The organism is Acidovorax soli, assembly GCF_014207955.1.
Classification (GTDB): Bacteria; Pseudomonadota; Gammaproteobacteria; order Burkholderiales; family Burkholderiaceae_C; genus Acidovorax; species Acidovorax soli_A.
Map to the genome: position 1 here is coordinate 34,737 of NZ_JACHLK010000007.1, position 13,606 is coordinate 48,342.

The following is a 13,606-nucleotide window of genomic DNA, read 5'->3' on the forward strand; positions in this document are numbered from 1 at the left end:
CAACCGACTCCTGACCAAAGGCCTTTTGGCATGAACCGTACCCCTTCAAACGAACTGCACTTTGCATTCCCCCCGGATCTGCCGGAACCTTCGGCCCTGCGCGACCTGCTGCAGGCCTTTCCGGCGTTGCGCCCGCCCTCCGCTGCGGTGAGCGGCTCGTTTGCCTTCCATGCGGAGCCGCCGAGCACGGTGGCGCGCTATTTCGGGGAAGAGGGCCATGCCGGTGGGCAGGCGGCCGCGCAGCACCTCGGGGTCTTCGGTGTCGAGCCCGACGGATCGACGATTGCCGTGTGGCGGGCACCGCAAGGGGGCATGCCCGTGGTCTACCTCAGCTCCGAGGGCGGTGGGCGGGTGCTGGCCAGTGACATGCAGCAGTTCCTGCGGCTCCTGGGGGTCGGCTACGACGAGTTCGCGCTGTACGGCAACCTCGACGAGCCGCCCGAAGAAGACGGCGACGTGGCGCGCGAGCTGCTCGCGTGGTTGGCCGCGCAAGGGTTGTCGGTGCCCGAGACGGGGGAGGACATCCTGGCCGAAGCCGAACAACGCTGGCCCGACTTCGATGGCTGGATGGAGGACGCAATCGCAGGGCGGCTTTCGGAACCGGTGCTGGCGGGTGCGCCCCTGGAGCCGGCACCCGTGGCCGCCGTGCCCGAAGGCAATCTCTGGGACCAGATGCTGGCCTGCATCGGCCGCCCCATCGACGATCCGCTGGTGCTGCAGTGGCTGGCCGCTGTGGGGGCCAAGCCGCTCAAACCCGCCACGCCGCACAACGACAGCACCTACGTCAGCGTGCGCGCCACGGGCATCGAGGTCAGCGCCGAGATGGCGCCCAAGCACCGGGCCTTCTGGCCGCCGCGCAAGGACGGGCGCATCTGGCGCACCTATGTCACGCGCATCATCCTGCCCGTGAAGGCCGCACCGTTGGTGCCGTTGCCCGAAGGTTTGTCGTGGGAGCGCTTTCCGGGCCCTGCGGACGGAGATGATTTCGTGGAACAGCCAGTCAGCGCCACGCTGGAGCTGGCATTCCAGCGCGCGGCCAAGGGCCAGGGCCTTGCGCGCATCGACGCCCGGCTGCCCACGGAGCGCGACTTCATGGAGGCCAGTGCCGACTACGAGCAGACCAAACCCCTGGTCTATGTGGAGGATGCGTTCTTCGTGACCTGGTGCGCACTGCAGGGGCTGCTCGACCCCGTGCGCTACCCGGCAAGCGTGCTCGCGCCCTGGCGCGAACGCACCGCCACGCCACTGCAGTTGCTGCACGGCCCCTGCGGGCGCATCGTCTGGACCGACGACCTGGCCCCTGGCGCCTCGGGGTTCTGGGACGACTACTACAGGGGCTTTGGCACGCCCGATGCCGAGCGCTGGGTCACGGATGTGAAGACCGTGTTCCGCTCGTCCAACCATTTCCGCGAGCCGGACGAGGCCATGACGCCCGACAGCTGGGAGGCGTTCGACCGGATCGCGCCCCAGATCGCCCGGCGCTTCGGGGCCTGGCGCCGCAAGGCGCAGCAGGGCTGACGGCATGGTGCGCCGGCGTTCCATCCTGTCGTGGGGCACCGCGGGTGCGGCGGCCCTTTCCTCCTTGTCCACCCAGGCCGCAGCCCCCATGGAAAAGACCCTGCTCTTCGAAAGCGCCGTGCACCCCTGGAAGGTCTACTACGTGCGCGAAAAGCCCACCTGGCAGACGCGCGACCAGTACTACCAGGTCACGCACCAGGGCCAGCCCTTCGTGTTGCCCAGGGAACTGTTCCGCAGCGTGCGGGATGTGGACCGCTTCATCGCCGCCTCGGGCTTCGAGACCCAGGAGACGCATGCGGATTCGGTGCTGCTGGTGTTCGAGAACCGCACGCGCAAGCCCGATGGCTTCGAGGAGCGCGCCATGGTGGCCGTGATGGCGCAGTCGGTGCGTGCAGGCAAGGGCTACCAGGTGCGCATCGCCAACCTGCAGGGCCAGGTGCTGGCAACCCTCGAACGCGAATAGGGCGCGCGCGGGCCCCGTGCTCACCTGCCCGCCCGGGGCCCGCGCACGGCGGCGGGTTCGGCCACGATGAGCTGCTGTTCCTCCACATCCTTCCACAGCATGTCCCGGCGCTTGAGCGCCTCGGAGACCGCCTCGTGGCGCAACTGCGCCACGGCCGAGACCAGCGCATTGCACAGGAAGAAGGCGGCGGTGTAGGAGTCGAAGGGCGAGGCGTTGGAGGTGCGCACCAGGATGCGTTCGTGCGCCAGTGCCGCCAGGGGTGCCGAGGCGCTGTCGGTGAGGGCCAGCACCTGGGCCCCGGCCTCGCGAAAGCGCCGGGCCAGCTTCACCGGCCCGCTGGCATAGCGGCGGATGCTGAAGGCCAGCAGCACATCCTCAGGCTGGATCCAGAGCAACTGGTCGGTGGCGTCCACCGCGCCCGCCCCCAGCTCGTGCACACCGGGGCGGCACATGTTCAGGTGCAGCGCCAGCCAGGCCGCCACGGGGGCGCTGTTGATCTGCGCGAGCACGAAAACGCGGCCCTTGCCCTGGGCCAGCCGGTTGGCGATGGCTTCGAAGGCCGCCATGTCCAGGCCATCGCGCGTGGCCGTGATGTTGTGCTGGTCGTGCAGCAGGGCGTCGTCCACGCACTGCTGCAGGCTGCGCCGGGTGCCGATGGTCACGGGCGCGCGCTGCCCGGCCGTCTGCAACAGGGCCGTGACCTCGGCGCGGGCCTCGCGCTGGGCTTCGGCATAGCTGTCGTAGCCGAGCTTGGCGAACAGCCGCACCACCGTGGAGGCACTGGTGCCCGTGCGGGCGGCCAGCGAGGTGGCCGACTCCAGCAGCGCATGGGGGTAGTCGCGCTCCAGCGCCTGGGCCAGGGCGCGTTCGCTGGCGGTCAGGCCGGCGCCCTGGCGGGCCAGCCGCTCAGGCAGCAGGCCATTGGTTGTTTGCAATGGTGATTTCATTGATGTCCATTTTATGAAAAATGTATTGCAAACAATGCGGGTGCATGCAACACTTTCGCCCCACAGCCACTCCGCTTGGGGCGTGGATGACAAAGGAAAACATGCAGGATACCCTTGAAGAAAGCCGTGCCCAGGTGCGCGCACGCATCCTGGCCTGGCTGGCGGACCAGCAACAGGCCATGCAAGACCTGTTGCAAAAGGTGGTGGACATCGACAGCGGCAGCCGCGACGAAGCCGGGGTGACCGCGGTGGCCGCCGCGCTGCGCGAGCGGCTCGTGGCCGCGGGCGTGGCGGTCGAATTCGTGCCCGTGCCGGGCTATGGCGTGCTGCTGCAGGCCCAGGTGCCTGGGCCCACCGAGGGCGCTCCGATCCTGCTCATGGGCCACATGGACACCGTCTACCCCGCAGGCACGGTGGCGCGCCGTCCCTTCCGTGTCGACGCGGGCCGGGCCTACGGCCCCGGCGTGGCCGACATGAAGTCGGGCCTGGTGATGAATGTCTTCGTGGCCGAGGCCTTTGCGCGCTGCGGCGGGCTCACGGCGCCGCTGCGGCTGTTCTTCTCGTGCGACGAGGAGATCGGCTCGCCGGCCACACGCGAGCAGATCATGCAAGCGGCCCGCGGCGCGCGCGCCGTGCTCAATGCCGAACCCGGCCGCGTGAGCGGCAACCTGGTCACCAGCCGCAAGGGCTCCATGGCCGTGGAATTCGAGGTGGACGGCGTGGCGGCCCACGCGGGCATCAACCCCGCGGCCGGTGCCAGCGCCATCGCCGCCATGGCGCACAAGATCCTGGCCCTGCATGCGCTGACCGATCCGGCCGTGGGCACCACCACCAACGTGGGCGTGGTGCAGGGCGGCATCGTGCCCAACATGGTGGCGCCGCTGGCCAAGGCCGAACTCGACGTGCGCTACACGGCCGAGACCGACCCGGACGAACTGTTCGAGCGCGTGCGCGCCATCGTCGAGGCCGAAAGCCTGCCGCGCACCCAAGGGCGTATCACCGGCATGCGCCGCACCCTGCCCATGAAGCCCACGCCCGATGCGCTGCTGGCGCTGTACCAGCGCGGCGCCGAATCCCTGGGCTTTGCTGTGCAGGGCGAGTTCACCGGCGGCGCGGCCGACAGCGGGCTCACGGCCTCGGTCGGCGCGCCCACGCTGTGTGGCACCGGCCCCGTGGGCGGCCACCCGCACACCGAGCGCGAGTACTGCGAGCTGTCCACCCTGGTGCCACGCGCCCAGGCCGTGGCACTGGCCATCTTCGAACACCCCTGACGTCCAACGATCCGAGAGCAGACCCCATGAACCCCTTGCTGCAACCCAACCGCCGCCACATCCTCAACGCCGGGCTCGGGCTGGGCCTCGCGGGCCTGGCACCGCTGGCTGCCCAGGCCGACGAGAAATTCCCCGCGCGCCCCATCACCCTGGTCGTGCCCTTCCCGCCCGGGGGCTCGGTGGACATCATGGCGCGCCAGTATTCGGAGCCGCTGTCGCGCATCCTGGGCGTGCCCATCGTGGTGGAAAACCGCGCCGGCGCCGGCGGGTCGGTGGCCTCGCTGGCCGTGGCGCGCGCCAAGCCCGATGGCTACACGCTGGTCGTGTCGTCGCAAAGCAGCCACCTGGCCAACCCGCTGACCCAACCGAAAGTCGGCTACGACCCGGTCAAGGATTTCGAGAACATTGCCATCCTGGGCCGCCAGCCCAATGCGCTGGTGGTGCACGCGAGCCTGCCCATCAAGTCGGTCAAGGAGTTCGTCGAGTACGCGAAGAAGAACCCCGGCAAACTGAACTATGGCAGCGGCGGCATCGGCAGCATGGGCCAGCTCAACGTGGAGATGTTCAAGGCCGTCACGGGCGTGTTCACCACCCACATCCCTTACCGCGGCGGCACACCGCTGATCACCGCCGTGCTGGCCAACGAGGTGCAATTCATCCTCGATAACCTGGTGATCATGCTGCCGCATGTGCAGTCGGGCAAGGTGCGCGCCCTGGCCGTGGCCTCTGACCAGCGCCTGCCGCAGCTGCCCGACGTGCCCACCATGGCCGAGGCGGGCTACCCCGAGCTCAACCTCACCTCGTGGACCGGCCTGGCCGCACCCGGTGGTACCCCCGAGGCCATCGTGCAGACCCTGCACAAGGCCGTGCGCCAGGCCGCGATGGCGCCGGCCATGGTGGCCAACCTCAAGGAGCGCGGCGTGATCGTGCCCGAGGAAATGAGCCCCGCCGCCTTCGAGAAGATGATGGCCGAGCGCATGGTGAAGTTTGGCGACGTGGTGCGCAAGGCCGGCATCACCGCCGAGTGATGGTCCTGCCGGAGAGCAGGGCGGTGGCCGGGAATGGGACAATAGCGCCCATGACTGCAGCCGCCCCCACCAACACCCTCACCATCACCCGCCCCGACGACTGGCACCTGCACGTGCGCGACGGGGAGCCCCTGCGCACCGTGGTGCCGCACACGGCCGCCCAGTTCGGCCGCGCCATCATCATGCCCAACCTGCGCCCGCCCGTGACCACGGCCGAGCAGGCCCTGGCCTACAAACAGCGCATCCTGGCCGCCGTGCCCGCGGGCGTGCAGTTCGAGCCGCTGATGACGCTGTACCTGACCGACAACCTGCCGCCCGAGGAAATCGTGCGCGCACGCGCGGCCGGCGTGGTCGCCGCCAAGCTCTACCCCGCTGGCGCCACGACCAACAGCGACGCCGGCGTGACCGACCTGCGCAAGATCTACAAGACGCTCGAAGCGATGCAAAAGAGCGGCATGCTGCTGCTGGTGCATGGCGAGGTGACCAGCAGCGACATCGACCTGTTCGACCGCGAGGCCGTGTTCATCGAGCAGCAGCTGATCCCGCTGCGCCGCGACTTCCCCGAGCTCAAGATCGTCTTCGAGCACATCACTACCAAGGACGCGGCCGACTATGTGAACGCGTCCGACCGCTTCACGGCCGCCACCATCACGGCGCACCACCTGCTGTACAACCGCAACGCCATCTTCATCGGCGGCGTGCGCCCGCACTACTACTGCCTGCCCGTGCTCAAGCGCGAGACGCACCGCGTGGCCCTGGTGCAGGCTGCCACCAGCGGCAGCGCCAAGTTCTTCCTGGGCACCGACAGCGCGCCGCACCCCGCCCACCTCAAGGAACACGCCAGCGGTTGCGCCGGCTGCTACACCGCCCATGCGGCGATGGAGATGTACGCCGAGGCTTTCGACAACGCAGGTGCCCTGGACAAGCTCGAAGCGTTCGCCAGTTTCAACGGTGCCGACTTCTACGGCCTGCCGCGCAATACCGGCACCATCACGCTGCGCCGCGAATCATGGACGCCACCGGACAGCTTTGCCTTCGGCGAGGCCGAGCTCAAGCCCCTGCGCGCGGGCGAAGCGCTGCCGTGGCGGCTGGTCTAGAAGCCATCGACTGGGCTGCCGCCTGGCTGGCCCCGTACCGGGCTGCCGGACAAGAGGTGGCAGAGCATGTGCTGGCGCAAGGGGCTCCCGTGTACCAGGCACTGCAGTGTGCGGCGGCGCCAGTGCAGTTCGCGCCCCAGGATGACCTGCCTGAAGGTGCGGCCTACGAGCAGCACATCTTCGACACTGGCCGCGTGCCCACGCGCGATAACCTGCACGACTTCTTCAATGGCCTGGTCTGGCGGCAGTTTCCGCTGGCCAAGCGGCGGCTGAACGCGTTGCAGGCCGGCGCCATCGCCGCGCACGGCATTGGTGCGGTGCGCGGCCCGCTGCGCGATGCGATCACCGTGTTCGACGAGAACGGCGCCCTGCTTGATGCGCCCGAGCCCCTCTGGCAGGCGCTGCAGGCGCGCGAGTGGTCCCGGTTGTTCGTGGACCTGCGCCCGCTGTGGCGCGAGGCGCGGCTGCTGCTTTTCGGCCATGCGCTGCTGGAAAAACTGGTGGCGCCGCGCAAGCCCATCGTCGCGCATGTGTACCGGGTGCAGTGCGCTATGGATTCCGTAGCGGATGCCGACGCCTGGCTGGCGCAGCAGATCGGTCCGGAGCACTGGGCCACCAAGCCCTTCACGCCGCTGCCGGTGCTGGGTGTGCCCGGCTGGTGGCCGGCCAATGAAGACCCGCAGTTCTATGCCGATGCACAGGTGTTCCGTCCCCCGCGCACCGTGTCGGACAAGGCGCCTTAATTCCCGTCGGCGACTGTGTGATAAGGGTGCTTTTCGCGATTCGCCCTACCATACCGCGACGGGACACTGCGGCATGCGGACCCTGGGTGGGTGGCGCTTGAATCGCGCGGACCCACCCCCCATCTAGACCGCAGTTCCTTGTCTACCCACGGAGAGCACAGAACATGAAGCGGATTATTTTGTTTGTACTGACCAACCTGGCCGTCGTTGTCGTGCTGGGGGTGGTGGCGAGCCTGCTGGGCGTGAACCGCTACCTCACGGCCAACGGGCTCAACCTGGGCGCGCTGCTCGGCTTTGCGCTCATCATGGGCTTTGGCGGCGCGATCATCTCGCTGCTCATCAGCAAGCCCATGGCCAAGTGGACCTCGGGCGTGCGCGTGATCGACGGCTCGGGTTCGCCCGACGAGCGCTGGATCGTCGAGACCGTGCGCAAGTTCGCCGACCAGGCCCAGATCGGCATGCCCGAAGTCGGCATCTTCGAGGGCGACCCGAATGCCTTCGCCACGGGCGCGTTCAAGAACTCGGCGCTGGTCGCGGTGTCCACCGGCCTGCTGCAGGGCATGACGCGCGAAGAGGTCGAGGCCGTGATCGGCCACGAGGTGGCCCACATCGCCAACGGTGACATGGTGACCATGACGCTGATCCAGGGCGTGATGAACACCTTCGTGGTGTTCCTGTCGCGTGTCATCGGCTACGCGGTGGACAGCTTCCTGCGCAAGAACGACGAGAACAGCTCGGGCCCCGGCATCGGCTACTACGTGACCACCATCGTGCTCGACATCGTGCTGGGCTTCGTGGCCGCCATGATCGTGGCCTGGTTCAGCCGCCAGCGCGAGTTCCGCGCCGACGCAGGCGCTGCGCAGCTCATGGGCCGCCGCCAGCCCATGATCAACGCCCTGGCCCGCCTGGGCGGCATGCACCCGGGCGAGTTGCCCAAGAGCGTGGCCGCCATGGGCATTGCCGGTGGCATCGGCAAGCTGTTCAGCACCCACCCGCCCATCGAGGAGCGCATCGCTGCGCTGCAAAACAAGCAGGGTTGATGCAGGGGGCGGTGCCCCCGAAGGAAAAAGAAAACGCCGCCGGATTCGCATCCGGCGGCGTTTTTCTTTCTTGGCGCTCAGCCTGCGTAGGCGGGGGCAGCGCTGGAAAGGGACTGCTTCACATGGCGTGTGGTGTCGTCCGCCAGCACTTCGGCCAGGCCCGCCTCCACGCCCTGCAGTGCCAGACGTGCCACGTCGAGCGGGGCGGCCTTGGGGGCGTCCAGACCACGGGTCATGTCGGTGTCCATGTAGGCCACGTGCAGGCTGCTCACCTGTGTGCCCTGGGCGCGCAGTTCGTTGCGCAGCCCGTTGCTCAGCGACCAGGCGGCCGCCTTGGACGCGCTGTAGGTGGCCACACCGGGAATCGTGAGCCAGCTCAGCACCGACAGCACGTTGAGCACCGCGCCGCCGCCGTTGGCCTTCAGCACCGGGGCAAAGGCCTGGGCCACGGCCCAGGGGCCGAAGAAATTGGTCTCGAACTCGGCGCGGGCTGCTGCCATGGCATCGGGGGAGCCCAGGAAGCTCGATCCGCGTGAGATGCCGCTGTTGTTCACCAGCAGCGTCACGTCGGGGCAGGCGGCCACGGCGGCGGCGATCTGGGCGGGGTCGGTCACGTCCAGCTGCACGGGCACCACGCCCGGCAGGGTGACGGTCGATGGGTTGCGCGCTGCGGCGTAGACCTTGCGCGCACCGGCGGCCAGTGCCGCCTGGGCAAAGGCCAGGCCCAGGCCGCGGTTGGCGCCGGTGATGAAGACGACGGAGTTCTGGAGTTGCATGGAAGCGGTCCTTGGTGAAGAGTAGAAATAAAGAAGAGAAATGGCGCGGCGGTCACAGCGCCTGTAGCACCGTGGCAATGCCCTGGCCGCCGCCGATGCATTGCGTGGCCAGCGCGTAGCGCCCGCCCTGGCGCTGCAGCAGGGCTGCCGCCTTGCCGGTGATGCGTGCGCCCGTGGCACCCAGCGGGTGGCCGATGGCCATGCCGCCGCCGTCGAGGTTGATGGTTTCGGGCTTGAGGCCCAGTTCGCGGATGCAGGCCAGCGCCTGGGAGGCAAAGGCTTCGTTGATCTCCACCACATCCAGCTCGGCCGCGGTGATGCCGGCGCGCTCCAGGGCCTTGCGCGATGCGGGAATCGGGCCGAGGCCCATGAAGGCCGGGTCCACGCCCGCCGTAGCCATGGCCACGATGCGGGCCAGTGGTTGCAGGCCATGGCGCGCCGCATAGGCCTCGCTGGTCACGAGCACGGCGGCGGCGCCATCGGTCAGTGGTGACGAGGTGCCGGCCGTGACCGTACCCGTCTCGCGGAACGCGGGTTTGAGCCCGGCCAGTGCTTCGGGCGAGGTGCCGGGCCGGATGCAGCCGTCCTCGGCCACCACCTGGCCATCGGCCAGGGTGATGGGCACGATCTCGCTGCGCAGCAGGCCGGCCTCGCGTGCGGCAGCCGCCTTGCGGTGCGATTCAAAAGCCAGTTGCTCTTGGTCGCTGCGCGAAACCGCATAGCGCTCAGCCACGTTCTCGGCCGTCTCGCCCATGGAGATGTAGGCGTCGGTCTCTTCGTACAGCACGGGGTGGGGCGAGAACGTCAGGCCACCCTGCGGAACCATGGTCATCGATTCCACGCCCAGGCACAGGTAGGCCTCGCCCAGCCCGGCCTCGATCTGCGCAGCCGCGATGTGCACGGCCGACATGGACGAGCCGCAAAAGCGGTTCACCGTCATGCCGCTGACCTCGTGCGGCAGGCCGGCCAGCAACGAGGCGATGCGCGCAATGTTGTTGCCCTGCGCGCCCTCGGGGTAGGCGCAGCCGGCGATCACATCGTCCAGCGTGGCGGGATCGATGCCGGTGCGTTGCACCAGGTCCCGGAGGACTTCGGCGGCCAGGGTGTCGGGCCGCACCGTGGCCAATGCGCCCTTGCGGGCGAAATGGAAGGGGGTGCGGGCGTACGCGGAGATCAGGGCTTTCATGGGCAAATCCCGGTTGGTTAAATGTCGATTGACATGAATAAATATAAATGTCGATCAACATGTAAAATATGTCAAGCAGCAGGAGGCAACCATGAAAGTGACAAGGGCGCAGGCCGAGGCCAACCGCGAACGCATCGTGGATGTGGCAGGCGAGTTGTTCCGCGAAAAAGGTTTCGACGGCATTGGCCTGAACGAGCTGATGCAGGCCGCGGGGCTGACGCGCGGCGGCTTCTATGGCCATTTCGAGTCCAAGGACGAACTGGCCAGCCTGGCCTGTGAGCGCGCACTCGCGGCCAACAACCACTATTGGGAGGAGCTGGCGGCCAAGCCGCCGGCCGAGGCACTGCAGGCGCTGGTGGGTTTCTACCTGTCGGACCAGCACTGCCAGCACATGGCCCATGGCTGCGCGATGGCCGCGCTGGCCGGCGACGTGGCCCGTGCCGGCCCGGCTCTGCAGGGGCCCTTCGAGGCCGGGGTCGAGAATTTTCTGCAGGTGCTGGAACCGCTGGTGCGAGGCCAGGGACCGGCCGAGCGCAGGGAGCAGGCCCTGGCCACCTTGTCGCAGCTGGTGGGGGCTCTGGTGCTGGCGCGGGCCGTGCAGAGCCCGGAGCTGTCGAAGGATCTGCGCGCTGCGGCGGGGGCCGTGGTGATGAGGGAGCGAGCGGTCGGGTGATCCGGGTGGATTCTGCCTGCCAGCCGTGGGGATGGCGGGGGGCCGATGGGGCTCAAGTTGGCGTCATGGAATGACGATATAAGGGAAAACCCGGGTTATTGCCCTTGCACTGCCCGGAGCACCATTGACCCCAGGAGTTGATTCCCACCATGTCCCTCTCCCAAACGCGTGTCGCGTTCCGCCTGGCCCTGGCCTTTGGCGTCGTCTGTCTTGTCATGTCCCTGTCCGCCGCCGTGGGCATCTGGCGGCTGGCGGAACTGCAGGACATTGCCGATGACCTGGGCGGCAATTCCTCCGAACGTGCCCTGTTGGCGCGCGAGTTGCACGCCATCGTGGTGCTCAGCTCGGTGCGGGCGGAGACCTTGCTGGAACTGGGCGACAACCCTGCCTACGCCGCGCGCATCGACGCCGACCGCAAGACCACCTCGGCCCGCTCCAGCGAAGTGCGCAAGCGCCTGGACGAACTGGCCGAGGATGCCCCGTCCCAGCGCCTGTTCGACGCCATCGACAAGGCCGGCAACCAGTTCCGCAGTGTGCGCGACGACCTGGTCAAGCGCCGCAAGGCAGGCGAAGCCCTGCCCGCCGATGCCATTGCCGGCACCCTGCGCCCGGCTGCCGATGCCTATGCGAAGGCCGTGGATGAACTGGCCGAGTACCAGCGCCAGCGCGTGACCGATGCGCGCGAGGCGGCCCTGCGCAGCGAGCGGCAGGGCAAGCTGCTGCTGGCCACAGGCTCGGCCGTGGGGTTGCTGCTGAGCCTGGTGTGCGCCTGGCTGCTGTCGCGCTCCATCCTGCGGCCGCTGGCCCTGGCTTCGGGCGTGACCGACCGCATCGCCGAGGGCGACCTGACCTCGCACATCCCTGCCGTCGACGCCAGCAACCGCGATGAACTGCAGGCCCTGATGGCGCGCCTGGGCGGCATGCAGGAACGACTTGCCGCACTGGTCGTGGGCATGCGCAGGGCGAGCAGCTCGGTGGCCGATGCCAGTGGCGAGATCGCCGCGGGCAACAGCGACCTGTCGGCGCGCACCGAGCAGACGGCCTCCAACCTCGAGGAGATCGCCGCCAGCATGGAAGAGCTGCTGGCCACCGTGCGCCACAGTGCCGATGCCGCCGCGCAGGCCAGCAGCCTGGCGACGGGCGCGAGCGGCGTGGCGCAGCGCGGCCGAGAAGCGGTGGACCGCGTGGTCGGCACCATGGACGGCATCGCCCAGTCCTCGCGCCGCATTGCCGACATCACCAGCGTGATCGATGGCATCGCCTTCCAGACCAACATCCTGGCACTCAATGCCGCGGTGGAGGCGGCGCGGGCCGGGGAGCAGGGGCGCGGCTTTGCCGTGGTGGCCAGCGAGGTGCGCAGCCTGGCCCAGCGCAGCGCCACGGCCGCCAAGGAGATCGGCGGCCTGATCAGCGAGAGCGTGCGCCAGGTGGACGAAGGCTCGCAGCTCGTGCACGCGGCGGGCGGCACCATGGGCGAGATCGTCGACTCGGTGAAGCAGGTGGCCACCATCATCGGCGAGATCAGCACGGCGGCGCGCGAGCAGACCTCGGGCCTGAGCCAGGTGGGCGAAGCCGTCTCGCAGCTCGACCAGATGACGCAGCAGAACGCGGCGCTGGTGGAGGAGTCCTCGGCCGCCGCGCAGGGCCTGCGCATGCAGGCACAGCAGCTGGCCGAGTTGGTGGAGGCCTTCCGCCTGCCGGCCAACAGCATCGCGCTGCGCTGAGCCAGCCCTTTCAACCGGCTGCCACATCCACCCGCCAGCGCCGGCGCGGCGCGCGCAGTGCATGGCGCTTGCGGTACTCGGCGGGCGGCAGGCCCATGTGCCGCACGAAGACGCGGCGAAATGCCGCTGGGTCGGCATAGCCGCAGGCGGCTGCGATGCTGGGCACGCTCTCCAGCGTCACCTCCAGCATCACCCGGGCGCGCGCGCAGCGCAGGGCATGCAGGTAGTCGAGCGGAGACTGCGACAGCTCGGCCTGGAAATGCCGCAGCAGCGTGCGCGTGCTCACAGCGGCCGCCTCGGCCACGCGTGTGAGCGAATAGGGCTCTTCCAAATGCGCTTCCATCCAGGCGATGGCGCGCGCCAGCGTGCTGTCGCGCGTGGCGGGAATGTGCTGCTGGGCGTTGGCCTGCAGCGCGGCCTGGGCGCGTGCCGGGTCGGGCCGCATGACCGTGGCGCAGGCCTCGCCCAATTCCGGGCCCAGTGCGTGGCGCACCAGGGCGATGGCCAGGTCCACGAGCGTGTGGGGCAGGGCGCCGCTGTGCCAGGGGCCGTCCTCCGCCCAGTCGCGCCCCGGGGCCAGCGCAATGTCGGGGAAGTCCCGGGCAAAGCCGGCCATGTAGAACCAGGGCAGGCAGGCCGTGCGCCCCTGCAGGCGGCCGCTGGCCGCAGCCAGCCAGGCACCATTGCCCACCGTCAACAGCCTGCACCCGGTGTCGATGGCAATCCCGATCTGGCGCACCAGGGCCGGGTGGCGCTCAACCACCTGCCGTATGGCCGGGATGTCTGCTGCATGGAACGAGGGCACAAAGACCGCCTGCGCAGGCCCTTCGCCCGCGCTGCCGCTGTACGCCTCCCAGGGCGTGGGCAAAGCCGGCAGGGGCTGGCCGCCGGCGTCCAGCAGGCGCCAGGCCAGCCGCGGTGCCTGGTGGCCCAGCCGCAGGCGGGCCAGCAGGTTGGCGCTGCGCAACAGATCGATGAACTGCAAGGCGTTGCCCAGGGCGGACTCGGGCAGCAGGCGAATGTCGACGCGAAAGGAGCTGGCGGGCATGGCGATATCGGCTTTGTGGATGGCGATTTTCGCTTGTCATGAAACAACTTGCTGCTCTTAGCATGAACGGGCGTTCGTTTTCATCCACCCCT

13 protein-coding genes are annotated in these 13,606 nt (G+C 68.9%); 9 read left to right on the forward strand and 4 right to left on the reverse strand.

The genetic code is table 11. The features are described from left to right. The first annotated feature begins 30 nt into the window (after positions 1–30). Complete coding sequence (locus tag HNP48_RS17740; RefSeq protein WP_184859389.1) at positions 31–1,518, forward strand: hypothetical protein; 1,488 nt, start codon at positions 31–33, stop codon at positions 1,516–1,518. A gap of 4 nt (positions 1,519–1,522) precedes the next feature. Then, positions 1,523–1,981, forward strand: a complete 459-nt coding sequence (locus HNP48_RS17745) for a hypothetical protein (RefSeq protein ID WP_184859391.1) — start codon at positions 1,523–1,525, stop codon at positions 1,979–1,981. A gap of 20 nt (positions 1,982–2,001) precedes the next feature. On the opposite strand, the gene HNP48_RS17750 is transcribed toward HNP48_RS17745, so the two are convergent. Then, a complete protein-coding gene (locus tag HNP48_RS17750) occupies positions 2,002–2,928 on the reverse strand; it encodes a MurR/RpiR family transcriptional regulator (protein WP_184859393.1) in 927 nt (308 codons plus the stop codon). Positions 2,929–3,029: 101 nt separating this feature from the next. Here HNP48_RS17750 and HNP48_RS17755 point away from each other — a divergent pair, with 101 nt between their 5' ends. The 5 genes from HNP48_RS17755 to htpX all read left to right on the forward strand — a co-directional run bounded on the left by HNP48_RS17755 (position 3,030) and on the right by htpX (position 8,107). Beyond that, positions 3,030–4,199: a M20 family metallopeptidase gene (locus HNP48_RS17755; protein ID WP_184859395.1), complete on the forward strand. Its 1,170-nt coding sequence runs from the start codon at positions 3,030–3,032 to the stop codon at positions 4,197–4,199. Positions 4,200–4,225: 26 nt separating this feature from the next. After that, the gene (locus HNP48_RS17760; protein ID WP_184859397.1) at positions 4,226–5,227 is read left to right on the forward strand and encodes a tripartite tricarboxylate transporter substrate binding protein; all 1,002 of its coding nucleotides are present in this window, start codon (positions 4,226–4,228) and stop codon (positions 5,225–5,227) included. A gap of 50 nt (positions 5,228–5,277) precedes the next feature. Continuing rightward, positions 5,278–6,324: a dihydroorotase gene (gene pyrC, locus HNP48_RS17765; RefSeq protein ID WP_184859400.1), complete on the forward strand. Its 1,047-nt coding sequence runs from the start codon at positions 5,278–5,280 to the stop codon at positions 6,322–6,324. 56 nt (positions 6,325–6,380) lie between these two features. Further along, on the forward strand, positions 6,381–7,067 hold the full coding sequence (locus tag HNP48_RS17770; RefSeq protein WP_311773837.1) for a DUF3025 domain-containing protein: 687 nt from the start codon (positions 6,381–6,383) through the stop codon (positions 7,065–7,067). A gap of 164 nt (positions 7,068–7,231) precedes the next feature. Next, positions 7,232–8,107: a protease HtpX gene (gene htpX / locus HNP48_RS17775; protein WP_184859404.1), complete on the forward strand. Its 876-nt coding sequence runs from the start codon at positions 7,232–7,234 to the stop codon at positions 8,105–8,107. A gap of 77 nt (positions 8,108–8,184) precedes the next feature. On the opposite strand, the gene HNP48_RS17780 is transcribed toward htpX, so the two are convergent. Together HNP48_RS17780 and HNP48_RS17785 are read right to left on the reverse strand one after the other, a co-directional pair. Next, a complete protein-coding gene (locus HNP48_RS17780; RefSeq protein ID WP_184859406.1) occupies positions 8,185–8,883 on the reverse strand; it encodes an SDR family oxidoreductase in 699 nt (232 codons plus the stop codon). Positions 8,884–8,935: 52 nt separating this feature from the next. Then, entirely contained in the window at positions 8,936–10,069 is a 1,134-nt protein-coding gene (locus HNP48_RS17785; protein ID WP_184859408.1) for a thiolase family protein, read from the reverse strand. Between the two features lie 91 nt (positions 10,070–10,160). On the opposite strand from HNP48_RS17785, the gene HNP48_RS35665 reads away from it, so the two are divergent. Then, positions 10,161–10,742, forward strand: coding sequence for a TetR/AcrR family transcriptional regulator (locus HNP48_RS35665; RefSeq protein ID WP_184859410.1), 582 nt, complete (start codon positions 10,161–10,163; stop codon positions 10,740–10,742). A gap of 149 nt (positions 10,743–10,891) precedes the next feature. Continuing rightward, the gene (locus HNP48_RS17795) at positions 10,892–12,466 is read left to right on the forward strand and encodes a methyl-accepting chemotaxis protein (protein WP_184859412.1); all 1,575 of its coding nucleotides are present in this window, start codon (positions 10,892–10,894) and stop codon (positions 12,464–12,466) included. Between the two features lie 10 nt (positions 12,467–12,476). On the opposite strand, the gene HNP48_RS17800 is transcribed toward HNP48_RS17795, so the two are convergent. Beyond that, the gene (locus tag HNP48_RS17800; RefSeq protein WP_184859415.1) at positions 12,477–13,514 is read right to left on the reverse strand and encodes a GlxA family transcriptional regulator; all 1,038 of its coding nucleotides are present in this window, start codon (positions 13,512–13,514) and stop codon (positions 12,477–12,479) included. Positions 13,515–13,606: the final 92 nt, after the last annotated feature.

Coding starts and splice junctions, on each gene's coding strand:
- HNP48_RS17740 (WP_184859389.1), top strand. CDS start 31: ATGAACCGTACCCCTTCAAACGAACTGCACTTTGCATTCCCCCCGGAT.
- HNP48_RS17745 (WP_184859391.1), top strand. CDS start 1,523: ATGGTGCGCCGGCGTTCCATCCTGTCGTGGGGCACCGCGGGTGCGGCG.
- HNP48_RS17750 (WP_184859393.1), bottom strand. CDS start 2,928: ATGAAATCACCATTGCAAACAACCAATGGCCTGCTGCCTGAGCGGCTG.
- HNP48_RS17755 (WP_184859395.1), top strand. CDS start 3,030: ATGCAGGATACCCTTGAAGAAAGCCGTGCCCAGGTGCGCGCACGCATC.
- HNP48_RS17760 (WP_184859397.1), top strand. CDS start 4,226: ATGAACCCCTTGCTGCAACCCAACCGCCGCCACATCCTCAACGCCGGG.
- pyrC (WP_184859400.1), top strand. CDS start 5,278: ATGACTGCAGCCGCCCCCACCAACACCCTCACCATCACCCGCCCCGAC.
- htpX (WP_184859404.1), top strand. CDS start 7,232: ATGAAGCGGATTATTTTGTTTGTACTGACCAACCTGGCCGTCGTTGTC.
- HNP48_RS17780 (WP_184859406.1), bottom strand. CDS start 8,883: ATGCAACTCCAGAACTCCGTCGTCTTCATCACCGGCGCCAACCGCGGC.
- HNP48_RS17785 (WP_184859408.1), bottom strand. CDS start 10,069: ATGAAAGCCCTGATCTCCGCGTACGCCCGCACCCCCTTCCATTTCGCC.
- HNP48_RS35665 (WP_184859410.1), top strand. CDS start 10,161: ATGAAAGTGACAAGGGCGCAGGCCGAGGCCAACCGCGAACGCATCGTG.
- HNP48_RS17795 (WP_184859412.1), top strand. CDS start 10,892: ATGTCCCTCTCCCAAACGCGTGTCGCGTTCCGCCTGGCCCTGGCCTTT.
- HNP48_RS17800 (WP_184859415.1), bottom strand. CDS start 13,514: ATGCCCGCCAGCTCCTTTCGCGTCGACATTCGCCTGCTGCCCGAGTCC.